This window comes from Rhizobacter koreensis (genome assembly GCF_013366375.1).
Classification (GTDB): domain Bacteria; phylum Pseudomonadota; class Gammaproteobacteria; order Burkholderiales; family Burkholderiaceae_C; genus Schlegelella_A; species Schlegelella_A koreensis.
The window spans coordinates 61,018-86,151 of sequence record NZ_JABWMJ010000013.1 but is presented as its reverse complement, the minus strand read 5'-3'; the positions used below and the strand labels follow the sequence as shown (position 1 = coordinate 86,151).

Genomic DNA, 25,134 nt, shown 5'->3' with positions numbered 1-25,134 from the left:
CGCCGCGCTCGGCGGCCCTGCGTTCGAGGTTGTCGCGCTGCCGATCGACTGCGGTGGGCTGGACCCTGTGTTGGCCCTTCTTAGAGCACCGGCCTGCGGCACCTGAAGCCCGACGTGAACACCGGCGACGTCGCCGCGCAACTCGCAATGGGCGGCATCCCGCTGACGCTGCTGGTCGATACCGCCGGCCGCGAAGTGGCCCGCAAGCTCGCCCCGGTGCGCTGGACGGCCGCGACGTGCAGAAGCTGATCTGCCGATTTATCTCGATTACTTCCACCGTCGACAAAAGAATGAAAGCACGCGCCCAACTGAAGCTCCGCAGCACCGTCCTGAGTGCGGCGCTATTTGGCCTGACCTCCTTGGCGCTCGCCGCAGAGGACGTGACGGTCACGGCTGCCTGGGCCCGTCCCACCGTGCGCGGGCAGTCAGTCGGCGGGGCGTACTTCGACATCCGCAGCGAAAGAGGCGCCACCCTGACCGACCTGCGCAGCGACGCCGCCGCCTCTGTGCAGCTGCACTCGATGACCCGTGACGGCGACATCATGCGCATGCGCGAACTCGCGACCCTGCCGCTGCCCCCCGGTGAAGTGGTGCACCTCGCGCCCAGCGGGACGCATGCGATGCTGCTGGACCTCCGGCAGCCCCTGCGGGCGGGTGAATCGATCCCTCTCGAGTTGACGGTCGCCGACGCGCAGGGGCGGCGGCGGACCCTTCAAGTCATCGTGCCCATCCGCACAGCTGCGCCCGTCGAGCATTCGCGATGAGGCAGCGCCGACTCGTTATAGGCCTCGCCACGGCGCTGCTGGCGGGCTGCAGGCGCGAGCGTGTGATCGGCTTGGAGCGGCCCGACACCTTTTCTTGCTTCCCTCCACCGAGCGCTGCCGCGCTCACTTTCACCTCACTGACAAGGAGTTCGACATGTTGAACAAGCACCTCGCAATCAAGCCCTTCGTCCTCGTCGCGGCGATCGCGTTCGCGGGCGCGGTGTACGCCGCTGACGCCTCGGCTCCGCAGGCCGGCGATCAAAAGCCGATGCACAACGGAATGATGGGCAAGGGAATGATGGGCAACGGGATGATGGGCGCGTGCCAGTCAATGATGGACGGCGGCGGCGCGGGGATGGCCATGCGCATGGGTACCGCGCCGAAGTTCCCGCCCGGCAACGAGAAGCTCGAGGCCCAGATGCACGCCGAGATGATGCAGAAGATGGGCGAGATCGCGGCGCGCTACGCCGAGAGGATCAAGGAGAGGCCATGAACACCGCCAGCCTCGGCGGTCTTGTCGGCGCTTCGCGACCCTGGCTGCGTTCGCGCTGGACCTGGGTGAGCATCGCCGCCTTCGCGTCGGCCAGTGCGCTGATCTGGAGCTGGCCCTGGCTCAGCGCGATTGGCGCGGCCTCAGTGATCGTGTCGCTCCTGCCCTGCGCCGTCATGTGCGGCCTTGGCCTCTGCATGAGCCCCCGCAGGGGTGGTTCATGCCACACGGGCAAGGGCGCAGATGGCGTCAACGCGGATGTCGTGCCTGCGACCGTGCCGAAGGAGCGTTGAGGTGTCAATGATGATGAACGGCATGGGTTCCACGATGGCCGTGGGAATGGGTCTGCTCTGCCTGCTCGTGATCCTCGCGCTCGTGCTGGTGACCGCCGCTGCCGTGAAGTACCTGTTCTTTGACAAGCGAGACAAGCGATGAAAAGCGAACTTATTGAGGACCCCGCCAAGGGTCCCGTTCGTGTGTCGCGGCGCCGTGCACTGACGCTGCTCGGCGGCGGGGCCGTGATCTTTAGCAAGCCGCTTCACGCGGCCCCGGCGTTCGCGGGTTCCGCGATGGCCGCGGACCGCAAGACGGGCGCGCTGTACCGCGCGCGCGAACAGAGGTTATGGCGCAGTGCCGACGACGGCCGTTCCTGGGACCAGGTGCCCACGCCATCGCTGCCGTTGGGCGCCGGGATCGCTTCGCTGAGCGTGTCGGCAGGCGGCGCGTTGTACCTCGCCGGTCCGCGGCTCGGTGTGATGCGCCGCGCCGACCCTGGTGGTCGCTGGGAGGCAGCCGCTCGAGGTCTGCCCTCGAAAGACGTCGTCGCGGTGGCGGCGCACGCGACACAGGCAGATACCGTTTACGCCTACGTCGCGGAGCGTGGCATTTTCCGGAGCGAGGACGCCGGACAACGCTGGCGTCTGATGGATGCGGGGCCGCGCGGAGGTCTCACGTCTTTCGTGCACTCGGACATGGCTGACAGCATGCAGACTGGCTGGCTCTTGACCGCCGGCCTGCAGGGCGTGCGCCTCTCGATGGACTGCTTCTGCGGCTGGCGCTCCACAGGCGAGCTGCCCGGGCCCGCAAAGGCGATCAGCTACGACCCGCAGAACCCGACCCGTGTCGTCGCGAGCACGCGAGAGGGCGTCTACGAGAGCCTGGACGCAGGGCAGGCCTGGGCTCGGCTCTCCGGCCCCGGCACGCGGGTCGATGCACTCGCATTTGCGCGGGACAGCACGGTCTACGCCGTGGCAGGGGATGCGGTTCTGCGCCGCACGAGCGTCGGTTGGGAGCGCATCGATGCGTAGCGCGTTGCTGCTCGCGGCCTTCGGAGTCGTCGTCCAGCCGACATGGGCCGGCGTGACAGGTGAGCGTGCGGAACGCATCGAGCCCGGCCGGCGCATCTACGAGGCCCAGTGCGCTGCCTGCCACGGCTTGCGTGCCGAGGGTCAGCTCGCTTGGGAACGGCCGAATGCTGACGGCGAGTTGCCGGCGCCGCCGCACGACCGCAGCGGCCACACCTGGAAGCACAGCGACGCGATGCTTTATCGCATCGTTGCTAAGGGCTGGCGCGACCCCTTCAACAAGACCCAGCGGCTCACGATGCCGGCGTTCGAGCAGACTCTGACGGCTCAGGAGATTCACGACGTGATCGAGTACCTGAAAACACAGTGGACCCCGAAGCAGCGGGCGTTCCAGCGCGAGGAGAGCCGCAGGGCTCCCGTCCCCACGACTGTTCCAGCTCTCACAACCGAAAGGAAAAACCGATGAAAACCGCCAGCAGAATTGCCGTCGCCGTATTCGCGCTGACCTTGCAAGGCGCCGCCATGGCGGCTGCCATTCCCGTCAAGCTGTTCAAGAACCCGAGCTGCTTCTGCTGCGATCTGTATGCGAAGCACCTCGAGCAGCACGGCTTCAAGGTCGAGCTGGTGAGCACCACCGACATGGCATTGGTCAAGCAGCGTCACGGTATTCCGGAAAAGCTCGAGGGCTGCCACACGGCACTGCTGCAGGGCTATGTGGTCGAGGGGCTGGTGCCGGCGCAGTTCGTGCACCGCTTGCTGCAGGAGCGCCCAAAGATCAAAGGCCTGGCACTACCCGGCATGCCCGTTGGCGCGCCGGGTATGGAAGGCCCCAAATCCAAGCCGCTGCAGGTGTATGCCCTGGAGCCCGCACCGAATGCCAACCCGAATGTCTTCGGCACGTTCTGAACATCCGCGGAGCCGAAGGGGTCTGGGGGGACCCGGGTTCCGAGCCGGAGCGCGACCCGTGATTCGCCGGAGTGGAATGTGTTGCATGCAGTGGCGCCGGGCCCGGATCACGATTGGCGTGATCCGAAGCGGAGCGGACAGCGTAGGTGACAAGAACTCAGTCCCACTACTTAATGCAACACGGATAGGTGTCCAAGGAGCCCGGCAGACCGGACGGGAAAGGCGCCTCGGCTTCCGAAAGCACCGGCGCAGGTGCGGCGTCCGGCCAGAGGGTCGTGCTACTGACGGGGGTGACCGGCTTCATCGGCACGGCGCTTATCGGCTCTCGGAGGTAAGATCAACGACGTCCTTACCGACATCATCCCTGTGTTCCGGCTCTCCAGCAAACATCGTGTCGTGACCGTGCTGATCGCGCTGTTCAGCATGCTGTTCATGCAGTTGGCGGTCGCATCCCACGCGTGCCCGGCTCTCCAGCCCGGAAACGAGCATTTGCCGCCCATGTCGGCGGGCACAGCGGATGGGGGGCTGGACATGGCTGATTGCGGCCAGCCCGATTCCAGCGCCCCGGCGCTGTGCCATACCCACTGCCAGGACGCCAAGTCGTCGCTCGATAAGCATGAAGTCCGAACGGCCGGACCGGTGGTCGTTCTGCTCATGGTGTTGCCGGCTTTCATGGAGCCGGCTCTGCTGACTCCCAGCGCAGTCACCGAAGAGGCTTTCCTCTTGCAGCGGACGACTGCACCGCCGATCGCGATCCGGCACTGCTGCTTGCGTATTTGATCTCCAGCCGCCTCATCTGCTGAGCGCTTGACCGCCAGGTCAGCGTCGGCATGTCCGGTCGCGCGCATGGCTCGTGCGCGACCTCGACCGAGCCGTCATCTGGAGATTTCATGTTCGTTCGTTCACTGCGCCGCCTGCGCCCAGCGCTGTTGCTGCTGATCGCCTGGGCACTTCACTCACATGCCGCGAGTCCCCTGACGCTGGACCAGGCATTGCGCCTCGCCCAGGAACGGTCGCGGCTCGTGACCGCCCAGGAGGCCTCCGCAAGCGCTTCGCGCCACATGGCCGTGGCAGCGGGCCAGCGACCAGATCCGACGCTGAAGGCGGGAATCAACAACCTGCCGATCAACGGCCCCGATCGCTTCAGCCTGACGAACGACTTCATGACCATGCGCTCGGTCGGCGTCATGCAGGAGTTCACCCGCGACGGCAAGCTCAAGGCGCGAGCGTCCCGCTTCGAGCGCGAAGCCGAGGTCGCCGAGGCCAACCGCGCCCTGGCGGTGACCAACCTCAGGCGCGACACGGCGATCGCCTGGCTGGACCGCTACTACCAGGAACGCATGCGCGACGTGCTCATCGCGCAGCGCGACGAAGCCAGGCTGCCGATCGAGGCGGCCGAATCGGCCTACCGCGGGGGCAAGGGTTCGCAAGCGGACGTGTTTGCCGCACGTGCCGCCGTCGAACTGATCGAGGATCGCCTCGCACGGAACGGGCGCCAGATCGCCACCGCCATGACCCAGCTCGGTCGATGGATCGGCACGTCTGGCGCGGATGAACTGGCGTCCTCGCCACCTTCCGTACAGACCGTCAGCCTCCGTCCCGAAGACCTCGAAAGCCAACTGACGCACCATCCCGAGATCGTCGTGTTGTTCAGGCGAGAGGCGCTGGCGCAGGCAGACGCCGAGGTTGCACGCGCGAACAAGACGACCGACGTGAGCGTCGAGCTGATGTACAGCCAGCGTGGGCCGGCGTACTCGAACATGGTGTCAGTCAATGTCGCCATTCCGCTGCAGTGGGATCAGGCGAATCGTCAGGACCGCGAGCTCGCCGCCAAGCTGGCGATGGTCGAACAGATGCGTGCCGAGCGCGAGGAGACGACGCGCATGCACGTCGCCGATGCACTTGCGATGCTGCAGGAGTGGCGTAGCGATCTCGAACGACTCGAGCGCTACGACCGGTCCTTGATCCCTCTGGCCACCGAGCGCACGCGGGCTTCTATCGCAGCGTACCGTGGTGGCGCGGGAGCCCTGGCGGCCGTTCTGGAGGCACGGCGCGGCGAGATCGACACGCGGCTGGAGCGGCTTGGCCTGGCCATGGAGACGGCCCGCGTGTGGGCCCAGCTGAACTACCTCGTCCCGCAGGACCACACCGCTGCCCGCAACACTATGACGAACGAGGGACAAAGCAAGTGAAACGCAAACCTTTCGTGATCGTCCTTTGCGTCGCCCTCCTGTTCGTCGCCGCGGGTTACGCCATGTACAGGCTCGGCATGCAGCGCGGCGCCGGCATGAGCGCGGCCGCCAACGCCGCGGGCGCGGGCACCGCCTCTGCCGCGCCGAGCGGTGGCGTGCCTGCCGGTGTCGAAGGAGGAGAAGACGCCACACGGCGCCACATGCAGGCCGGATTGAAAGCCGGGGACGTCGACCCGAGGACCGGCAAGAAGATTCTCTACTACCACGACCCGATGGTGCCGGCGAGCAAGTTCGACAAGCCGGGGAAGTCGCCGTTCATGGACATGATGATGTCGCCGGTGTACGCGGACGGCGACTCGGATCAGGGCAAGGTCACCGTCAGCCCGCGCATCCAGCAGAAGCTCGGCATTCGCACGGCCGAAGTCACCGAAGGCAAGCTGTCGCCGCAGGTGGCGGCGGTCGGCAGCATCGCCTTCAACGAGCGCGACCAGGCCATCGTGCAGGCGCGGGCGACGGGCTACGTCGAGCGGCTGCACGTACGCGCGACGCTCGATCACGTCGCCAAGGGGCAGCCCCTCGTCGATCTGTACGTGCCGGACTGGATCGCCGCGCAGGAGGAATTCCTGTCGGTGCGCCGGATGCAGGGCACCGACCTGGCGGCGCTCGTCGACGGAGCGCGCCAGCGAATGCGCCAGGTCGGCATGAGTGACGAGCAGATCCGTCTGATCGAGACCTCGGGCAAGACGCAGCCGCGCATCAACTTGACTGCGCCGATCGGTGGCGTTGTCGTAGAGGTGATGGCGCGCGAGGGCATGACGGTCATGGCCGGCGCGACGCTCTTCCGCATCAATGGCCTGGCCACGGTCTGGGCCAACGCGGAGGTGCCGGAAAGCCAGGCCGCACTGTTGCGACCGGGTGCACGGGTGCAGGCCAAGAGTCCGGCCGTACCCGGCGAGACCTTCGAAGGCAAGGTGCAGGCGCTGCTGCCGGAGGTCAACGCATCCACCCGAACCCTCAAGGCCCGCATGCAGCTTGCGAACCGCAGCGGTCGGCTGGTGCCCGGCATGTTCGTGCAGATGCAGTTCATGGACATGCGTGCCGACAAGATGCTGCTCGTGCCGACCGAAGCCGTCATCCAGACCGGCAAGCGGACGGTGGTCATGGTCGCCGAGGACAAGGGAACCTTCCGGCCGGTGGAGGTCGAGGTCGGCATCGAAACGGGTGGCCAGAGCGAAATCCGGCGCGGACTGCAGCCGGGTCAGCGCGTGGTCGTGTCGTCGCAATTCCTCATCGACTCCGAAGCGAGCCTGCGCGGCGTCGAGGCGCGCCTGAACGGCGATCCAGCAGCACCGGTCGGAGGGGCTGCGGCAGCAGTGGCGAGTGCGCCGCGGCATGTCGGCGAGGCGAAGGTCGAAGCCATTGGCAAGGACGCGATGACTCTCTCCCACGGCCCGATCCCGTCGATGAAGTGGGGGCCTATGACGATGGACTTCAAGCTGCCGCCGACCGGAGTCCCACGCAAGCTCGCCGTGGGGGATCGGGTGAAGTTCGAATTCTTCATGGGTCCGGACAACCTCCCGCAACTCGCGGCCGTGACACCGATGGCCGCCGCGCCGGTAGCCCAAACCGCTTCGGGAAGCAGGCCGTGATTGCGCGACTGATTCGCTGGTCGATCGCCAACCGCTTCCTCGTGCTGCTGGGCACGCTGATGATCGGTACGTGGGGCGTGATCTCGCTGCTGAGGACTCCGCTCGACGCACTGCCCGACTTGTCTGACGTGCAGGTGATCATTCGGACGAGCTATCCCGGGCAGGCACCTCAAATCGTCGAGAACCAGATCACCTATCCGCTCACGACGACGATGCTCTCGGTGCCCGGCGCGAAGACAGTGCGTGGTTACTCCTTCTTCGGTGACTCATTCGTCTACGTGCTGTTTGAGGACGGAACCGACCTGTACTGGGCACGTTCGCGCGTGCTCGAGTACATGAATCAAGTGCAGTCCCGCCTGCCGCCGAGCGCGAAGGCGTCGCTCGGGCCTGACGCGACCGGCGTGGGCTGGATCTACCAGTATGCGCTGATCGATCGCAGCGGCAGCCAGGACGCAAGCCAGCTGCGTGCCCTGCAGGATTGGTTCCTGAAGTACGAGCTCAAGACCGTCCCCAATGTGGCCGAGGTGGCGTCGATCGGGGGCATGGTGCGCCAGTACCAAGTGGTACTCGACCCCGACAAGCTCGCGGCCTACAACATCCCGCACACCAAGGTTGTTGACGCCATTCAGAAGGCGAACCAGGAGACCGGCGGGTCCGTGCTCGAGCTCGGTGAGGCCGAGTACATGGTGCGCGCGTCGGGCTACCTGCAGAGCCTGGACGACTTTCGCAAGATCCCACTGTCCAGCACGGATGCCGGCGTGTCGGTGCGCCTGGGCGACGTCGCCCGCATCCAGCTCGGGCCCGAGATGCGCCGCGGCATCGGCGAGCTCGACGGCGAGGGCGAGGCACCCGGCGGCGTCATCGTGATGCGCTCGGGCAAGAACGCACTGGAGACGATCGCGGCAGTGAAGAGCAAGCTGGAGTCGCTGCAGGCAAGCCTGCCGCGCGGGGTCGAGATCGTGCCGACGTACGATCGTTCCAGCCTCATCGAGCGCGCCGTCGACAACCTCACCTACAAGCTGATCGAGGAGTTCGTCGTGGTCGCGGTGGTGTGCTTCATCTTCCTGTTCCACCTGCGCTCGGCGTTCGTGGCCATCATCTCTCTGCCGTTAGGCATCCTCGCGGCGTTCATCGTGATGCGCTACCAGGGCGTCAACGCGAACATCATGTCGCTCGGCGGCATCGCTATCGCCATCGGCGCGATGGTTGATGCGGCGGTGGTGATGATCGAAAACGCGCACAAGCACATCGAGGAATGGCGACACGAGCACGACGGCCGGGCACCGGAAGGCGGCGCGCACTGGCGCGTGATCGGCGATTCGGCCGCCGAGGTCGGCCCGGCGCTGTTCTTCTCGCTGCTGATCATCACGCTCTCGTTCGTGCCGGTGTTCACGCTGGAGGCGCAGGAGGGACGCCTGTTTTCGCCCCTCGCATTCACCAAGACGTACGCGATGGCGGCTGCCGCGGGATTGGCTGTGACGCTGATCCCAGTGCTGATGGGCTATCTGATTCGCGGGCGCATCCCCGACGAGAAAACCAATCCACTGAATCGCTTCCTGATCGCGGCATATCGGCCCATCCTGGAGGCCGTACTGCGCTGGCCGAAGGCGACGATCGCGTTGGCTGTGCTGGTGCTGGCGACGAGCCTGTGGCCGCTGGCGAAGATCGGCGGCGAGTTCATGCCCAGACTGGACGAAGGTGATCTGCTGTACATGCCGTCCGCCCTCCCAGGTCTTGGGGTCGGCAAAGCAGCGGAGTTGCTCCAGCAGACCGACCGGCTCATCAAGACTGTGCCGGAAGTCCTCAGCGTGTACGGCAAAGCCGGGCGGGCCGAGACCGCCACCGACCCCGCGCCGCTGGAGATGTTCGAGACCACGATCCAGTTCAAGCCTCGCGATCAGTGGCGCCCTGGCATGACGCAAGACAGGCTGATCGAAGAGCTGGATCGCACCGTGCAGGTTCCGGGGCTTTCAAACATCTGGGTGCCCCCAATTCGCAATCGCATCGACATGCTCGCGACCGGAATCAAGAGCCCGGTGGGCGTGAAGGTCGCGGGCACCGACCTTGCGACCCTCGATCGCATCACAGGAGAGATCGAGCGGGTGCTGAAGAACGTGCCGGGGGTGTCCAGTGCGCTTGCCGAGCGCCTGACCGGCGGCCGATATGTCGATGTCACCATCAAGCGTGACGAGGCCGCCCGTTTCGGCATGAACATCGCGGACGTGCAATCCGTCATCGCCTCCGCCGTGGGCGGCGAGAACGTCGGTGAGACGGTGGAAGGCCTGCAGCGCTTTCCGATCAACATGCGTTACCCGCGCGAGGTCCGCGATTCGCTGGACAAGCTGCGCAACTTGCCGATCGTCAGCGGGCGCGGCGCGCGACTCGTACTGTCCGATTTGGCCGATATCCGCATCACGGACGGTCCGCCGATGCTGCGCAGCGAGAACGCGCGCCTGTCAGGCTGGGTCTACGTGGATATCCGCGGCCGCGACTTGCGCGGCGCGGTCCAGGACATGCAGCGCGCCGTGATGAAGGAAGTGAAGCTGCCTCCGGGGTATTCGATCTCGTGGTCGGGGCAGTTCGAGTTTCTCGAGCGTGCCACCGCCAAGCTGAAGGTCGTCGTGCCGTTCACGCTCCTCATCATCTTCGTGCTGCTGTACCTCACCTTCCAGCGCTTCGGCGAGGCCTTGCTGCTGATGGCTTCGCTGCCGTTCGCGCTGGTGGGCGGCATCTGGTTGCTCTATGTCCTCGGCTACAACCTGTCCGTCGCCGCCGCCGTCGGGTTCATCGCCCTCGCGGGCGTGGCGGCCGAGTTCGGGGTGATCATGCTGCTGTACCTGAAAACCGCGTGGAGCGTGCGGCTCGAAAAGGGGACCACGAGCATGGCCGATCTGCTGGGCGCGATCCGCGAGGGCGCCGTCCTTCGCGTGCGGCCGAAGGCGATGACCGTGGCCGTCATCCTGGCGGGCCTGTTTCCCATCATGTGGGGCTCCGGAACGGGCTCGGAGGTCATGCAGCGCATCGCTGCGCCGATGGTCGGCGGAATGATTACCGCCCCGCTGCTGTCGATGTTCGTCATTCCCGCGGCCTACCTGCTGATGCGCCGACCGCGGAAGGAACGCGTGATGCCGTGGGCTCGGTGGAGGATTGCTCGTGAAGACGCCTGAACCCTCCGTCTGGCTGCACCGAGATCCCTTCGATGCAATCGCTAGCTCTGCGCGAGCGGGTCACGCGCCTACAGTCTTACGACTGAACCATTCTCAACCCGCCAACCCCAAACTCGAGGAACACGATCATGAAAGCGACCCACTCCCTGGTTTTGCTCGCCACCATCGCCTTTTCGGCCACAGGCGGTTCCTACGCGCAGAGCGCAGGTATGTCGATGACAGGCGACGGCATGAGCATGAAGTCCGCCGACAAGCCCAACAACGACAGCCAGGCCGCGACTCACCGAACCGACGCGGTCGTCAAGGCTGCTGACCCTTCGAAGGGCAACGTGACACTGGCCCACGAGCCGATCAAAAGCCTGAACTGGCCGGCGATGACCATGTCGTTCGCGGTCAAGGACAAGGCACTCTTCAAGAAGTTGGCTGTCGGCAACAAGGTCCATGTCGCAATCAAGAAGCAAGGCGCCGACTACGTCGTGACTGAAGTGAAGTAAGCCATCGGGTCGGGGCCTCACCCGCCTTGTTGAAGCCGGAGACCAATATGCTTTTTGCCGGGCGCTGGATCCCGATCGAGCTGATGAATGAGCTTTGGGTCCTCTGGTTCATTGGGGTGGTCGTCTTCGGCGGGCTGATGTTCTATCTGCACCGTCGCGGCAAGCCCAAGGAACCCCCGCGACCGACGCACTCCGGGGCCCGCCGACGCCCCCGACGCCCCCGACGCCCCCACAAGACGCACTGACCAGGTATCCGCTGTTCGCCTAAACCCATCCAACATGGACTCCATGATGTCAGCCGGTGGCATGGCCGTCATGATGGGCGGGATGGGCTTCGTCCTGGTTGCTCATGGTCGTGGTGCTCGTGCTCGTGATTGCTGCAGCCACCAGACAAACCTGCTCTTCGACAAGCACAACAAGGACTAGTCGCCATTCGTGTCAGCCGTGATCTCGACCATCGCAGACATCTTGAACCTCCCTCGCGCGGCTTCGCGATACGCGACGTCGCCCTCGACCTTCAACAGGAGGTTCGAATGGAACCAGCATCGATCGCCGCAATCATCGCATCGACAAACTCAGGGCCACAGAAAAAGCGTTGGACGAGATCGGCGTGCGCGGCAACAGCCTCGTCAAGGCCAGAGGGTTCGGCGAGCAGTCGCTTCATCAAGATGTCCTGGGTCCCGCGCCCCCGCGGAGACGATCGCGAATTGCGGACGTGTTCGACGCAGCTACCGCGTTTGCAAGTCGGCCCTGCACCGAATGAGGAAGGCAACCTGTCATGAAACATCTCTTCGTGCTCGTTTCCACCTTTGGACTTTCGATTTCGCATTCCGCGGTCTGGGCTGCAGGAGACGCCGCACGCGGCGCCGCGTTCTTCCAGCAATGCGCCGCCTGCCACTCGACAACAGCCGGCGAGCATCTGACCGGTCCGAGCCTCGCCAATGTCTGGGAGAGGAAGGCGGGAACCGTTGCCGATTTCCACCGGTACTCCGACGCACTGAAGCGCGCCACTTTCGTGTGGAACGCGAAGACGCTCGACAAGTGGCTCACCGACCCCGAGGCGTTCATCCCGGGCACCAGCATGACTTTTCCCGGCCTGCGCGACAGCAACGCTCGCCAAGACGTCATTGCTTATATAAAAGCGATTTCCGAGGGTAAGGCGCCGACGCTCGCACAGCGCGGGGGCGGGATGATGATGAACATGCAATCCGCTCACGCGGACCTTAAAGCCGCCCCCGCGGACGGACAGGTGACGGCGATCAAACACTGCGCCGATACGTACACCGTGAGCACTGCCGACGGCAAGAACAACAAGGTGTGGGAGTTCAACCTGCGATTCAAGACCGATTCGAGCCGTCTCGGGCCGACTCCCGGCAAGCCGGTCATCGTCGGCGCGGGAATGCAAGGCGATCGAGCATCAGTGGTCTTTGCGGGTCCCGGCGAGATCAGCGGATTCGTGGAGCAAGCGTGTCCATGAGCTCCGCGCCGGCGCCGATCTGGCGACGATCGACAAGCTGGCGACCGGATCAAATCCGCCGAGGAACGAGTTCCCGAGTGTCGTCGGCGCTGGCCGAGCGGCTCACCGGCGGCCGGTCCATCGACGTCGAGGTCGATCGCGCCGCGGCGGCGCGCTTCGGCCTCTCGGTTGCCGACGTGCAGAGCGTCGTCTCGACCGCCATCGGCGGCGACAACGTCGGCGAGGTGATCCAGGGTCGCGAGCGCTACCCGATCAACGTCCGCTACCCGCGCGAAATCCGCGATTCGCTGCAGCGCCTGCGCGAGCTGCCGTTCGTGACCGAGAAGGGCGCCCAGCTGCTGCTGCAGGACGTCTCGAGAATCTCGATCGAAGAGGGGCCGCCGATGCTGCGCAGCGAGAACGCGCGCCTCTCCGGCTGGATCTACGTCGACGTGCGTGGCCGCGACCTGCGCTCGGTGGTCAACGACATGCAGAAGGCGGTGCGCGGTTCCGTCAAGCTCCCGCCGGGCTACGCCGTCTCCTGGTCCGGGCAGTTCGAGTACCTCGAACGGGCGACCGAACGGCTGAGGCTGGTCGTGCCTTTGACCTTGGCGGTCATCCTCGTGCTGCTCTACGTGCTCTTTCGCTCGCTCGGCGACGCCGCGCTCGTCATGGCCGCCGTGCCGTTCTCGCTGGTGGGCGGCTTCTGGCTGGTCTGGGCAGTCGGGCACTCGCTGTCGGTCGCCTCCGCCGTCGGCCTCATCGCGCTGGCGGAATCGCCGCCGAGTTCGGCGTGGTGATGCTCGTGTACCTCAAGAACGCGCTCGCTCTAAGGCTGGACGCCGGCGAGCCCGACACCGAGGCCACGCTGGTGGCGGCGATCCGCGAAGGCGCAGTGCTGCGCGCGTTTCCGAAGGCGATGACGGCCGCGGTGGTCCGAGGCGAGTCGCCAGCGGCACCACCGCAGGGTCAGAACGACTCTCCCCGCCTGAACCCGTTGCCTCAAGACTTTCCAAGGAGATCCCGATGAAACGACGCACTCTGATCCACGCCCTCGCGGCGCTGCCTGTCTTGCCGGCCCTTCCGGCGCAAGCAGCGACCAAGATTCACGTCTACAAAAACGAAAGCTGCGACTGCTGCGCGGGGTGGGTCAAGCACCTCTCGAGCGCCGGGTTCGCCGTCCAGGTTACGACCACGGACGACACGATCGCGGTCCGCAAGAAGGTCGGTATCCCAGACGCATTCGGCGCCTGCCACACCGCGACGGTAGAGGGATACGCCATCGAGGGCCACGTCCCGGCGCCGGAGATTCGACGCCTTCTGGCCTTGAAGCCGCAGGCGATCGGCCTGGCCGTTCCCAGCATGCCGGTCGGCTCTCCAGGCATGGAGTACGGCGATCGCAAGGACCCCTACAAGGTCCTGCTGATCGATCGGCAGGGGCGCGACACGGTCTTCGCCACCTATCCCAAGTAACCCACGTTTGGAGAGCTCCATGATCACCCCGAAGTACCTGACCTGCGCACTCGCCATCGCCGCTTCGGCGGCCTACGCACAGATGTCGCCGAACATGCCGATGTCGAAGTCGGCTTCGGGCCCGCTCAGTCGCCCACGTTGACCAACGGTGTCGTTCAGGCCGTCGACGCCAGCGAGGGAGTCGTCACGCTCAAGCACGGCGAGATCGTCAACATGCAGATGCCCGCCATGACCATGCCCTTCAGCGTCGCCGACAAGAAAGCGCTCGGTGCCGTAAAGACGGGTGACAACGTCAGGTTTCGCGTCGAGATGGTCAAGAACCCGCCGACGGTGACTCGAATCGAGCCGGCGCGCTAGGCAGCGCGCGGTCGCACGTGAGGGAGGGCACCCTGCACGGGGTTTCGCTTCTTTGTTCGGCCGGGTTTGCCGAACGCGCATCCGGCGCGAGGGTCTGCCGGATCTTCCACATCGATTCGATGTGCTGGACGTGGACACGCACGGCCCTTACTCAGACGCGCAGTCCATCTTCGAAGGGCCTGCCTCAGTTTTGAAGCGATGCATGGCGCCCCGCTGCGGCCCCCGACCGCTGCGCCGGCTGTTCAACGCAAAGCCCGCGAGCGCCACTACCAGCGGGGCTTGGGTGTTTGGCGACTTCCACTCTCTCAACCCCAGTTCGGATGAACACCCGATACAACGTCTTGTACGTTCACACCTAGCCCGCTCGAGGCTCGCGCGAACAACTGCTCGTCGTAGCTTCCAGCGTGGCTCCTCCTCCTGGGACAGCAATGCTTGGCGCTGTGCCCGGCGACGGCATGCTCGGGACTGGCGCTTTTGCCAGCAGTGTGGTGGGGCGAAGGTGGCAACCTCCTGCTCCCTATGTGACATTGCGCAAACGCAGGGCAGAAAACGGCCGCGGACGCCGCTAGGCTGTTCAACGTTCATCGCTCGACCGTTGCGGGGGAACGAGGCCAGCCTAACGGCCAAGTGCCAGCAGCGATTTGGAACACCAGCTCGGTCAGATCGGCTTAACGTAAGATTTCTGCCGTTTTCTGAAGCGATCCAAAGTAGGCCTTGACCGCGTCTAGACGTTGCTTCTCTGAATACCTTGTCACCTGATCCCCTCAGTCTTGTCCAAGTTCTGGGGTCAGTTCATCAACATGGTGGACACCATCGTCCACGCTTGGGCTACTCAACTCAAGGCGGTGCAGACAGGACGCTTACGAGCCGCCAGCGCCGTCGTGAGCATCAGCCGCGGGCTTCTGGGGCGGATTGTCGACATGCATCAACTGCCGGATCGCTTCGCGCTCGGCTTTGGTCGGAAGTGCCGACTCGTCCACTTTGTCGGCGGCATCCGGCCGCGTGCGTCGCTGTGGCGTTGGATCGAGCCGGCCTTCTTCGTCGAAGCCAACCCAGCCGTACCACTCGTTCAGCACTCGGCCGGGACGAGCGGCGTCTAGCTCGACGAACCAGTCTGCGAGCCGGAACCGGCGAGCCGCAAATTGCGGAGCAACCAACTCACCGCGAGCGAGCGCCACGTACTCCTGGTGCGGGAGCGCACTTACCGCCCCGTCGTCCGACAACAGAAAGGTGTACGACGCGCGCTCTGAACCGAGGCCGGCGCAAGAGCCTGTCACTTGTTCTGGCTCATCCAACATCCACTCTCACTCTTCGTCGATGTAGCGGATCGGGTTGCCTGCCTGTCGGCGGTCATTCGCAGGCCCCGGCCTCCTCGCAAAGGAAGGCCGCTCGCAACTCGCAGCAGTGGCTGGCGCTAGAGCGGCTCTACGCCTGAAGCTCTTTGAGACTCTTCTCATTCTCCTGAGCGGTCTTGCGCGCTTCCTTCGTCACTTCCGGGTCGTTGGAGTGCTTGAGCACGATCTCAGACATGTCGATGGCGCCCTGATGGTGAGCGGCCATCTGCTTCATCCAGGATTGACCCGGATCCGCATCCGTCATGCCCTGCATCATCGCCTTGTTCATCTTGTCCATCGCGGCCATGAACTCCTTTTGAGCGGGGCTCATGTTGTGCATGCCAGACATGCCCGACATCCCAGGCATGCCCGACATAGAGCGGCCTTGCTGAGCATGCTGTCCCTGTTGGGCCGAAGCCGGCACGGCCTGGCCAAGCTGGCCAAGATAGCGCCTATCGACATCCAAGTAGCGTATGGCATCGTGATCTCCGTTCGGTTGATTTGGTTGATGGTTGAACTGGCAGGGTTGAGTTGACGCCTGGCCATGCTCGGTCGTAGTGATGCGGCAAGGCCAAGAAGCACGAGTTGGACCTTTTCCGGCGAGCGGTTGGCCGTAAAACATATGAGGGCACAAATCATGCCGACCGCCTCTCGCAAACGGCCGGTCAGATTCACTGCCTTAGCCTGCTGGGCAGCCGCGCTCGTGGGGGACAGGAGCGACACGCCCACCGCCGGGCAGTCGCCGGAGCGCTCTTGATCCTGCAGTGCGAAGCGGTCACGCAGTACCCGAAGCTCGTCGGCGCCTATGGTCTGCTGGACCAAGTGGATAGTCAGGAGCAAACCCAGAGACTCCAACCCGGCTCAGGGCTTCGCAGGAGCTCGAGCGCTCTCGGCATCGCATTTTTTCGAAGCGCGCCCCTCGAATCATGAAGCGTGTTCGCGGCCCGGCCGGACGGGATCGGCTGGCGGATGCCCGCTCTTGCTGCGCCTTCGACCCGGCCGCCACACGACGTAAGGATCCCAGTCTGCATACGAGTTGCGAATCGCGCCGAGCGGAATGGCCAGCGCGATCAGCAGCACGCCGCTGATGGCACCGTTCCACGCCGCCAGCGGCGAGCCCGTCCCGCCGAGCAGCCACGGCGCAACGATCAGCCACGCGCCGAGCGCTACATTGACGAAGCGAAGCGCCCTGCCGACCTCCGCGAAGGCCATGATTGAGAACGTCACCACGAGCGCGCCGATCAGGTGGTCGCTGTTGGCCATCGCCCCCGAGCTTGCGAAGGTGACCCGCGTGAATGTCAGCCAGACGCCGATGGCCACGCTCAGCCACAGCGTCCACGGGAACGTCACGCCGCGCGCCGCCTCGGCCCAGATCTCGCGCCTGGAGCCGAGCAGGCCCTTGGAGGTGTCGTCGCTGCCGCCCTCCATCGCGTCGCCGGTCCAGAAGGTGCGCCAGAACGGCTTGCCGTTGCGGTGCGCCCAGAGCAGGAACTGGCCCATCGCTACGAACTCGTCGAGCGAGTACGGGATCATGAGCACCATCGCCAGCGCGGCGATCAGGCACGGCGTGCACCAGGTGCCGATGACGATCGGCTGAATGATGATGAAGTAGATGCTGACGATGCCGAGCGGCAGGATCAGCACCGCCAGCGCGAGCACCATCCACGGCATCGTGCGCCAGCGGTCCTTGCCGCCCATGAACGTCATCACGAGCTCGAGCGTGTAGACCACCGCGCCCAGGCCCGAGTCGGCGATCGGCCATGCCTTGGAGACGTCAGAGGTGATGATCGTCACGGTGCCGTTCCTGCCGCCGCTGCCGGCGAAGAACGGGTCCCAGGCCGAATCGGTGTAACCGAGCTGGTAGGCGGTCATGTACCGGGCCAGGAGCAGGCCGACGAAGGCGAGCACGGCAACCGGCGCGCGCTGCACCCAGCTCGCCGGCGTGTACGACCAGCCGGGCGGGATGTCGGGCTTGCCCATCATGCCGGCCATGCTCATGCCCGGCATCATGGGAATCAGCACCGCCAGCGCGATCACGAGCACGCCGATCAGCGTGTCATTGGCATACGCCTCGGGCAGCGGGCTCCAGAAGACGAGGGGCGCGAACAGCAGCCAGCCGCCGACCACCGCGTTGGCCCATTGCGCCCAGGGATAGCGGCGATCGGCGTTCGCCGCCAGGTAGCTGAAGACCACGATTAGGGCGCCGCTGGCGACATCGCTCCAGGTCATGGCCAGGTTGCGCCAGTCGAACGACGGCAGGCCGCGCTCTGCGCTAACGCGCACGAGGTTGGCGTCGGGGACGAACGCGCTCAGGTAGCCGAGCGCGAACGGGCTCGTCAGCAGCCAGATGCCGAGCATCAGGCTCAGGTAGTGCGGCCAGAGCATCGCCCGATGCGCCTCGACCATCATGTCACCGTGCGGCGCTGCGGGCCCGGTTGCCCGCGCTGCCGGCCCGGTTGCTGGCGCCGGCTCGCGCGGCACCAGCGTCATGCCGCACTTAGGGCAGCTGCCCGGGGCGCTGCGGACGATGTCCGGGTGCATCGGGCAGGTGTACTGCTGCGCGGCTGCCGCCATTTGCTTCGCCGCGTGATCGTGCCCCGCAGGCGCAGCGGTGGTTGCCGCCTTTGACTCGCTGGGCGCACCACGCTTGTCGACCGGCGACGCCCCATCGGTCAGCGACGACGGTGGCTCGAGCCCCTGCTCGTGGTACCAGCCGAGCGGGTCGGCCTTGAGCGCTGACACCATCTCGGGCAGCGTCGCTCGCAGGCTGCGCCTGGGCGTCCAGTCGAGCACCGTCTTTGCGCGCGTGATCTCGAGCGCGTAGTGGTCGTTGGCGCGGTCGATCATCCAGGGCTTGATGAACGCCTCCTTGCCTGGCAGGACGTCCTCGACCCAGGCACCGACCTTTGCGATCGGGCCGGGAACGTCGACCGTCTCCCAAGACTCGCCGTGGATCAGCCGCTGCATCGTGTGCTGCAGTTCGTCGTAGCTGAGCGTCTCGGGCTCTCCGATCAGGAGCACCGTCTCCTGCGGCAGCGAGGCGCGCTTCTCGACGGCGCGCTCGATGGCATCGACGACGTCGTCCATGTGCACGAACGACTGCCCGTGCGAGGTCGGCCCGGAATACAGGTGACTGGCGAGCTGACGCTCGTAAATCCGCTGCATCTGGTTGGCGAGCGGCGGCGAATGGCAGTTGTCGTCGTAGACGCCGGCCAGCCGCAGGACGACGGTCGGGATGGGCCCGTGCTCGGCGCGGATAACGGCTTCGGTGCGGACCTTCGATTCCGGGTAGGCCCAGGTCGGACCGATGGGCGAGTCCTCGTTGATGAAGATCCCCGGCTCGCCGGGGCTGTGCACGAGCATCGTGCTGGCGAAGATGAACTGCTGAACCTCGAAGCCTTCGCGCAGGCCGCGGAGGAGCCGGCGCGTTCCTTCGACCGTGATCTGGTCGTACTTCGGGCTCGCTTCACCGCCGAAGTCGTAGTACGCGGCCAAGTGCACGACCGTGGCCACCTTCGACCCGTGGTGCTCGCGAAGGATGCGCAGCCCGTCCCTGACGCTCTCGTCAGAGGCGACATCGACAGGAATCGCAACGCAGTCGGGAGGCGGCGGCGTCGCCGCCTTGCGGTCGAACCCCACGATGTTGTCGAAGCGCCCGCGCAGCCGCTCCATGACGGCGGTGCCGATGCGACCGTTCGAGCCGGTGACGAGAACGATGTCGCCTTTCGGGGTCATGTTGGATCGTACCTTCCAGATGAGTGCGCAGTTGACACGTGGCGACCGATTATTGATGGCAAACGGCAGACCCGCCTCGTGCCATCTGCGAGACGTGTGCCTTCAATGCGCACGCCGAGGAGAGCGTGCTGAAGCCGAGTGCAGCTAGCACAAGACGAGAAGAGGCGCCGCCCGCTAGGATGGCTATATGGCCGGAGTTCGCTCGAAGGCCGAAAGGGATTGAGCGTTGATTCCGCCCTTCATGTTTGCCACGGGCATCGAGAACAGCTACCCAACCCTTGACGGCGGCAAGGTCCGGGTCGACGAGATGGCCAAGTGCGGTCATTACGAACACTGGCGCACCGACTTCGACTGCGTCGAGGAGCTCGGCCTGCACGTGCTCCGCTACGGCCCGCCGCTTCACTGCACCTGGCGCGGCCCGGGACGCATCGAATGGGAGTTTGCCGACCAAACGTTTGGCGATCTCTTTCGGCGCGACATCACGCCGATCGCCGACCTGTGCCATTTCGGCGTGCCCGACTGGGTCGGCAATTTCCAGAATCCCGACTTTCCGACGCTGTTCGCTGCCTACGCGCGGGCCTTCGCGGAGCGCTTTCCATGGGTCCAGCTCTACACGCCCGTCAACGAGATGTTCATCTGCGCCACGTTCTCAGCCGCCTATGGATGGTGGAATGAGCAGCTGAGCAGCGACCGGGCCTTCGTGACGGCGCTCAAGCACCTGGTTAAAGCCAACGTGCTGGCCATGCTCGCCATCCTGGAGGTTCGGCCGGATGCCATTTTCGTCTGCAGCGAATCGGCCGAGTACTTCCACGCCGACAGCCCGGCAGCTATCAAGCCTGCCGAGATCGCCAACTCGAAGCGGTTTCTGTCGCTGGACCTGAACTACGGCCGGCGGGTCGACTCGGACATGTACGAATACCTGATGGACAGCGGCATGGCGCGAGAGGAATACCAGTTCTTCCGCGACAACCGTTGCAAGCAGCACTGCGTCTTGGGAACGGACTACTACGTCACCAACGAGCACAGGGTCTTTGCCGACGGGAGTACGACCGCATCGGGGGAGATCTTCGGCTACGACGAGATCACGTGGCAGTACTACGATCGCTTCCAGATCCCGGTGATGCACACCGAGACGAACTTGCGCCAGGGACCCCAGGGAGACGAGGCGGTCTTGTGGCTCTGGAAGGAGTGGGCCAACGTGCTGCGGCTTCGCAACGACGGCATCCCGATCGTCGGCTTCACTTGGTACTCCCTCACCGATCAGGTGGACTGGGACAGCGCATTGCGCGAGACCAACGGCAACGTCAATGCGCTCGGCCTCTATGACCTCGAGCGCAAGATTCGCCCCGTGGGAGAAGCCTACCGAAAGCTGGTGCGCGAGTGGCGCAACGTGCTTCCCACGCAGAGCGTGAGCCTTCGATTGCCCGTGTTCTCGCCGAGCGAAAGCGCGCGCGCCGGGCGCGTGTTGCCTGGGCGGACGAGCCCGCGTCCGCCGAAGGGCCGCCGCTGACTAGCCGCTGACTGCAGACAGGAGAGGGAGCAACGCCATGGCTTCGATCCGCATCGGCCTTGTCGGGGTCGGCAAGATCGTTCGCGACCAGCATCAGCCCGTCATCGCCGCGAACTCCGACTTCGAGTTGGTCGCGACGGCGAGCCCGCACTCTTCGCTGCCGGGCATCGCTTCCTTCCGGACGCTCGGCGAGCTGCTCTCGCAGGGACCGGAGGTCGATGCGGTCGCCGTCACGAGTGTCTCGGCGGTGCGCGACGACATCGCCCGCGAGGCACTGGCCGCCGGCAAGGCCGTGTTCCTGGAAAAGCGCCCTTGTACGACGCTGTCGGCTCTCGACGACCTCGTCGCCACGGCGCGATCCGGCAAGCTGGCGCTCTTCGCCTCCTGGCACTCGCGCTTCGCCATGCAGGTCGAAGCTGCGCGGGTCTGGCTTGCCCGCCATCCGCCCGAGCGGCTGGAGATCGAATGGCGCGAAGACGTCCGATGCTGGCACTCAAGCGAAGATTGGATCTGGGAACGGGGCGGGCCCGGCGTCTTCGACCCGAGCGTCAACGCGTTCTCGCTCCTCACGCACATCGCGCCGACGCGCATCTTCCTCAATGAGGCGGAGCTGTTCGTTCCGGCGAACCGGCAGACGCCGATCGCGGCCACGCTGGACATGGCGGACCACGCCGGCATGCCGGTGACCGCGACCTTAGATTGGCGCGCTGAGGATTCGCAAACCTGGGAGATCCGCGCGCGCACGCAGGACGGGCTCCTTCGACTCTTCGACGGCGGCGCCCGCCTCGAGATCGCCGGGCAAGCCCTGCCGGACACCGAGGTCGGCGGCAAATACTTTGAATACACCGGGCTCTACCGGCGCTTCGCCGAGCTCGTTCACGCACGAGTCTTGGACGTCGACGAGCGGCCGCTTCGACTCGCTGCCGACGCCTTCTTGATCGGCCGGCGGACGCCGGTCGATCCGTTCCCGGGCTGACTCACTCCGCGCGGCGTCAATCAACGCGCTCGCGGCAATTCACCGCGATTTGCCTCCTCAGGAGCCGCGTGAGCGAAGAAGAAGACCTTGTCACCGGACGCGCCTCAGGCGCTGCGATTTCGGCGCCCTGACTCGTCCGCTGGCACCTGGCGCTCGCTTCACGAGAGGGCTTCGCGGCCGATCCGCCGGGGCGCGGCCACAGTGGCGGCGGCGTCCGATCACCCAGAGGCTGGGCGGCACGTCTTCGGGCGAAGCAAGTCACGTTCACAACACGCTTGGTCCAGCAGGTGCTGTTGAACGTCCAGGGGCAACGAGTCATCGCGATAGCGGCAAGTGACGGCAGCTCAGCCCGGCCAACGGACCAATGCTGGAATGCTGGTGTTAGAGGAATGTGACGACGCGACCACCGTCCGTCGTCAATTGCCTGCCGCAAGCCGTCCGGGGGCCGCCTAGTACCAGACCCGAATTCCGGCGACGACGCCCCGGCTCGTCACGCTGTCACCCTGCTGCCGCGCCAAGCTTGCGGTGCTCCCCAGCTTACGCGACCAGTTGACGCCGATGTATGGCGCGACCTCGCGCACGATCTCGTAGCGAAGACGCAGACCGAGTTCGACATCCCGGAAGCCGCCTCCGAGCCCGCGCGCCCGATCAGAGGAAGACGAAAGATTGGTTTCCGCCCTCGGCTGAAGAACCCAACGTTGGGTGATCTTCTGGTCGTACTCCGCCTCGAAGCGACCCGCAACCTCGCCGCCGCGAACGAACAGGGAACCTTCGACATTGAACCAATACGGCGCCAGTCCCTGGATCGCCAGGACGCCGTAGTTGCGTGATGGGCCGGGCCGGGCATCGTTGCGCGCCCCGACCTGCAAATACCAGAAGGGACTGATCAGGCGCGCGTAGAGTAGCTGCGTTTCGGCTTGTTCCGTCGAACCACCGACGGCCTTCTCGCCTTCTGACTTCAGCCAAGCCTTGTTGTAGTCCGTGCCGATGGACGCCTGAGCGTCCCAACCCAGCGCGTTCTGGCCCTTTTGCAATCGGTACTCGAGCCGATCGAGCAGGAGAAACGGAACGATCTGCTGGTCCATGACCGGCATCGGCCAATCTTTCGGCGGCAGGGGAAATCGCTTGTCGGCATCGGCCGACTGCGCTCCGGCCTGCGACGACGCAAGCGCGAGCACGAGAGGGAACCACCAAGGTCTGGGATTCATTGACTTCTCCTCAGGCCGGGTCGCTGACGTTGAAGAACCCGAACATGCCCGCTTCCATGTGGAAGAGCTGGTGGCAGTGGAACGCGAAGTTCCCAGGCTCGTCGTACGTGAAATCCAGCGATACCCGCTCGGCCGGCTTGACGTTGATGGTGTGCTTGCGCGGCCGATGCGCCGGATCGGCCGTGTTGTTGAGCTCCATGAAGACTCCGTGCAGATGCATCGGGTGTTCCATCATCGTGTCATTGACCATCGTCAGACGCACCCGCTCGCCGACACGGACCATCGGCGGCGGCCCGGACTCCGAGAACTTCTTGCCGTCGATGCCCCAGATGAAGGCCTCCATGTTTCCGGTGAGGTGCATCTCGATCTCACGCTGTGGAGGGCGCGGGTCGCGCGACGGTTCCAGCGCCTTCAGATCGTTGTAGACCAAGACGCGATGGCCGACGTCGGCCAGGCCGGTGCCAGGCTCGCCGAGGCGGTTGCGCTGCACCATGGCGGTCATCGTATTGCCACGTCCGTGGTTGTCGGGACCATGCTTGCCGTTGATCGGGCTGTCCATCCCGGCCATCGATTCCATACCCTCCATCTTCATGCCTGGCATCGACTTGTCTGCGCCTTTGCCCATCCCTGCCATCTGCTGCATGGCGTCGGCTTCCTTGCCCTTGCCCATGTCCATGCCTGGCATCGGCTTGGCCGCGCCTGCGCCCATGTCCATCCCCGGCATCGAGCCCGGTGGCTGCGCACCGTGGTCCATTCCCGGCATCCCTTGCATCGAGCCATGGTCCATTGCAGCCATGCCCTGCATCGAGCCAGCGTCCATTGCCATCGGCTTGGCGCCGTGGCTCATGCCAGGCATGTCCATCGACTCCATGTCCATGCCCATGTCCACCATGTTTCGCAGCGGCCGCTTGCGCAACGCTGGCACCGGAGCGGCCAGTCCCGGGCGAGTCGCCAACGTGCCACGGACGTAGCCGCTGCGGTCCATCGACTCGGCGAACACGGTGTACGCCTGCTCCGCCTGCGGCTGCACGATGACGTCGTAGGTTTCGGCCGTCGCGATCTGAAACTCGTCGACGGTCACCGGCTGCACGTTCTGACCATCCGCCTGGACGATCGTCATCGGTAGTCCGGGAATGCGGACATTGAAGTAGGTTTGTGAAGAGCCGTTGATGAAGCGAAGGCGAACGCGCTCGCCGGACCTGACGAGGCCGGTCCAGTTGCCAGCGGCCGGCAGGCCGTTCATCAGGTACGTGTAGGTCGACCCGGTGACGTCGAGGATGTCGGTCGGATCCATCCGCATCTTGGCCCACATCGCCCTGTCCTTGACCGCCCCGCTCCAACCCATCTCGCGCACGTCCTTGACGAAGTCGCCGAGCGTCCGTTGCTGGTAATTGAAATACCCGCCCTCCTTCTTCAGCTTGGCGATCGCGCGCTCTGGGTCGCGGAACGTCCAGTCGGACAGCATGACCACGTGCTCTCGGTCGAACGCGACCGGATCGCGGCCCGCGGGCTCGATGACGATCGGGGCGTAGTGGCCGAGCTGCTCCTGCAAGGCCGAGTGGCTGTGATACCAATAGGTGCCGTTCTGCCGAACGCGGTAGCGGTACGTGAATGTCTCGCCGGGCCGGATGCCTGGAAAGCTCACGCCGGGGACGCCATCCATGTCCGACGGCACGAGGAGGCCGTGCCAGTGGACCGACGTGTCATGGGTCAAGCGGTTGGTGACGCGCAGCGTCGCGGTCTCGCCCTCGCGAAAGCGAAGGATCGGCCCAGGGACCGTGCCGTTGATCGTCACTGCCGATCCGGATCGGCCGCCGAACTCGATCGGCGTCGGGGCGATCACGAGATCAGCGACCCGGTCGCCGCCCACCCGGATTTCGGTGTTGCCGCCGCGAGCCGTTTGCGCGTATGCCGGAGCCAGTGCTCCGAACGCATCGAGAACGCCCAGCGCGGCAGCCGATTGCACGAAGCGTCGGCGGCCACGGTCATGCTTGATCTCATCCATGGATGTCCGTTGCGAGGATTACGAAGGCTTGCCCGGGGCGGGCCGATTGGGACGTCAGTCGTTGCCGCTGTGCTGGCCGCGCGCGAGCTGCCGTTGTTGCCGCGCAAGGGCTCC

General features: G+C 65.4%; 26 protein-coding genes and 1 pseudogene. 22 read left to right on the top strand and 5 right to left on the bottom strand.

Going from position 1 to position 25,134, the window contains the following annotated elements; genetic code table 11:
- The first annotated feature begins 114 nt into the window (after window positions 1-114).
- The 14 genes from HQN59_RS26620 (at window position 115) to HQN59_RS22130 (ending at window position 11,392) form a co-directional block, all read left to right on the top strand.
- Complete coding sequence (locus HQN59_RS26620; RefSeq protein ID WP_259372766.1) at window positions 115-249, top strand: hypothetical protein; 135 nt, start codon at window positions 115-117, stop codon at window positions 247-249.
- Window positions 237-764 (top strand): copper chaperone PCu(A)C domain-containing protein, encoded by a 528-nt coding sequence (locus HQN59_RS22190; RefSeq protein WP_176071298.1) that lies wholly within the window; start codon window positions 237-239, stop codon window positions 762-764. The genes HQN59_RS26620 and HQN59_RS22190 overlap by 13 nt, the downstream gene beginning before the upstream one ends.
- 154 nt (window positions 765-918) lie before the next feature.
- Entirely contained in the window at window positions 919-1,257 is a 339-nt protein-coding gene (locus tag HQN59_RS26345) for a hypothetical protein (RefSeq protein ID WP_246295090.1), read from the top strand.
- On the top strand, window positions 1,254-1,547 hold the full coding sequence (locus tag HQN59_RS22180; RefSeq protein ID WP_176071230.1) for a hypothetical protein: 294 nt from the start codon (window positions 1,254-1,256) through the stop codon (window positions 1,545-1,547). The genes HQN59_RS26345 and HQN59_RS22180 overlap by 4 nt, the downstream gene beginning before the upstream one ends.
- 1 nt (window position 1,548) lies before the next feature.
- Window positions 1,549-1,689 carry a hypothetical protein gene (locus HQN59_RS22175; RefSeq protein WP_176071229.1) on the top strand — a complete coding sequence of 47 codons (141 nt, stop codon included), beginning with the start codon at window positions 1,549-1,551 and terminating at the stop codon, window positions 1,687-1,689.
- Entirely contained in the window at window positions 1,686-2,561 is an 876-nt protein-coding gene (locus HQN59_RS22170; protein WP_176071297.1) for a WD40/YVTN/BNR-like repeat-containing protein, read from the top strand. Before HQN59_RS22175 ends, HQN59_RS22170 begins: the two co-directional genes overlap by 4 nt.
- Window positions 2,554-3,024 (top strand): c-type cytochrome, encoded by a 471-nt coding sequence (locus HQN59_RS22165; RefSeq protein ID WP_176071296.1) that lies wholly within the window; start codon window positions 2,554-2,556, stop codon window positions 3,022-3,024. The genes HQN59_RS22170 and HQN59_RS22165 overlap by 8 nt, the downstream gene beginning before the upstream one ends.
- A complete protein-coding gene (locus HQN59_RS22160) occupies window positions 3,021-3,464 on the top strand; it encodes a DUF411 domain-containing protein (RefSeq protein ID WP_176071295.1) in 444 nt (147 codons plus the stop codon). Before HQN59_RS22165 ends, HQN59_RS22160 begins: the two co-directional genes overlap by 4 nt.
- Window positions 3,465-3,860: 396 nt before the next feature.
- On the top strand, window positions 3,861-4,244 hold the full coding sequence (locus HQN59_RS22155) for a hypothetical protein (protein WP_342451280.1): 384 nt from the start codon (window positions 3,861-3,863) through the stop codon (window positions 4,242-4,244).
- A gap of 110 nt (window positions 4,245-4,354) precedes the next feature.
- A complete protein-coding gene (locus tag HQN59_RS22150; protein ID WP_176071294.1) occupies window positions 4,355-5,656 on the top strand; it encodes a TolC family protein in 1,302 nt (433 codons plus the stop codon).
- A gap of 62 nt (window positions 5,657-5,718) precedes the next feature.
- Window positions 5,719-7,305: an efflux RND transporter periplasmic adaptor subunit gene (locus HQN59_RS22145; RefSeq protein ID WP_176071293.1), complete on the top strand. Its 1,587-nt coding sequence runs from the start codon at window positions 5,719-5,721 to the stop codon at window positions 7,303-7,305.
- Entirely contained in the window at window positions 7,302-10,472 is a 3,171-nt protein-coding gene (locus tag HQN59_RS22140) for an efflux RND transporter permease subunit (RefSeq protein ID WP_176071291.1), read from the top strand. Before HQN59_RS22145 ends, HQN59_RS22140 begins: the two co-directional genes overlap by 4 nt.
- A gap of 128 nt (window positions 10,473-10,600) precedes the next feature.
- Window positions 10,601-10,966 (top strand): copper-binding protein, encoded by a 366-nt coding sequence (locus HQN59_RS22135; protein ID WP_176071290.1) that lies wholly within the window; start codon window positions 10,601-10,603, stop codon window positions 10,964-10,966.
- A 279-nt stretch (window positions 10,967-11,245) separates the two neighbouring features.
- Window positions 11,246-11,392: a hypothetical protein gene (locus tag HQN59_RS22130; RefSeq protein WP_176071257.1), complete on the top strand. Its 147-nt coding sequence runs from the start codon at window positions 11,246-11,248 to the stop codon at window positions 11,390-11,392.
- A 91-nt stretch (window positions 11,393-11,483) separates the two neighbouring features.
- Here HQN59_RS22130 and HQN59_RS22125 read toward each other — a convergent pair whose 3' ends face one another.
- Window positions 11,484-11,630 (bottom strand): hypothetical protein, encoded by a 147-nt coding sequence (locus tag HQN59_RS22125; RefSeq protein WP_176071288.1) that lies wholly within the window; start codon window positions 11,628-11,630, stop codon window positions 11,484-11,486.
- Window positions 11,631-11,744: 114 nt separating this feature from the next.
- On the opposite strand from HQN59_RS22125, the gene HQN59_RS22120 reads away from it, so the two are divergent.
- From HQN59_RS22120 to HQN59_RS22100, 6 genes and pseudogenes are all read left to right on the top strand, one after another.
- The gene (locus tag HQN59_RS22120; RefSeq protein WP_176071287.1) at window positions 11,745-12,443 is read left to right on the top strand and encodes a c-type cytochrome; all 699 of its coding nucleotides are present in this window, start codon (window positions 11,745-11,747) and stop codon (window positions 12,441-12,443) included.
- A gap of 7 nt (window positions 12,444-12,450) precedes the next feature.
- Window positions 12,451-13,359, top strand: a pseudogene (locus tag HQN59_RS22115) (efflux RND transporter permease subunit); the annotation flags it as partial.
- An 89-nt stretch (window positions 13,360-13,448) separates the two neighbouring features.
- Window positions 13,449-13,895 carry a DUF411 domain-containing protein gene (locus tag HQN59_RS22110; protein WP_176071286.1) on the top strand — a complete coding sequence of 149 codons (447 nt, stop codon included), beginning with the start codon at window positions 13,449-13,451 and terminating at the stop codon, window positions 13,893-13,895.
- Window positions 13,896-13,914: 19 nt separating this feature from the next.
- Window positions 13,915-14,037, top strand: coding sequence for a hypothetical protein (locus HQN59_RS26615; RefSeq protein WP_259372765.1), 123 nt, complete (start codon window positions 13,915-13,917; stop codon window positions 14,035-14,037).
- Entirely contained in the window at window positions 14,034-14,252 is a 219-nt protein-coding gene (locus HQN59_RS22105; RefSeq protein WP_176071285.1) for a copper-binding protein, read from the top strand. Before HQN59_RS26615 ends, HQN59_RS22105 begins: the two co-directional genes overlap by 4 nt.
- Before the next feature lie 770 nt (window positions 14,253-15,022).
- Window positions 15,023-15,352: a hypothetical protein gene (locus HQN59_RS22100; protein WP_176071284.1), complete on the top strand. Its 330-nt coding sequence runs from the start codon at window positions 15,023-15,025 to the stop codon at window positions 15,350-15,352.
- A gap of 325 nt (window positions 15,353-15,677) precedes the next feature.
- Here HQN59_RS22100 and HQN59_RS22095 read toward each other — a convergent pair whose 3' ends face one another.
- Both HQN59_RS22095 and HQN59_RS22090 read right to left on the bottom strand, forming a co-directional pair.
- Complete coding sequence (locus tag HQN59_RS22095; RefSeq protein ID WP_217704262.1) at window positions 15,678-16,052, bottom strand: DUF305 domain-containing protein; 375 nt, start codon at window positions 16,050-16,052, stop codon at window positions 15,678-15,680.
- A gap of 458 nt (window positions 16,053-16,510) precedes the next feature.
- Window positions 16,511-19,321, bottom strand: a complete 2,811-nt coding sequence (locus HQN59_RS22090; protein WP_176071283.1) for an SPW repeat domain-containing protein — start codon at window positions 19,319-19,321, stop codon at window positions 16,511-16,513.
- Window positions 19,322-19,547: 226 nt separating this feature from the next.
- On the opposite strand from HQN59_RS22090, the gene HQN59_RS22085 reads away from it, so the two are divergent.
- Window positions 19,548-20,831: a family 1 glycosylhydrolase gene (locus HQN59_RS22085; protein WP_217704261.1), complete on the top strand. Its 1,284-nt coding sequence runs from the start codon at window positions 19,548-19,550 to the stop codon at window positions 20,829-20,831.
- 37 nt (window positions 20,832-20,868) lie between these two features.
- Entirely contained in the window at window positions 20,869-21,807 is a 939-nt protein-coding gene (locus HQN59_RS22080) for a Gfo/Idh/MocA family protein (protein ID WP_176071282.1), read from the top strand.
- 449 nt (window positions 21,808-22,256) lie between these two features.
- Here HQN59_RS22080 and HQN59_RS22075 read toward each other — a convergent pair whose 3' ends face one another.
- Window positions 22,257-23,015 carry a copper resistance protein B gene (locus HQN59_RS22075; protein ID WP_217704260.1) on the bottom strand — a complete coding sequence of 253 codons (759 nt, stop codon included), beginning with the start codon at window positions 23,013-23,015 and terminating at the stop codon, window positions 22,257-22,259.
- A 10-nt stretch (window positions 23,016-23,025) separates the two neighbouring features.
- The gene (locus HQN59_RS22070; protein ID WP_176071281.1) at window positions 23,026-25,020 is read right to left on the bottom strand and encodes a copper resistance system multicopper oxidase; all 1,995 of its coding nucleotides are present in this window, start codon (window positions 25,018-25,020) and stop codon (window positions 23,026-23,028) included.
- Window positions 25,021-25,134: the final 114 nt, after the last annotated feature.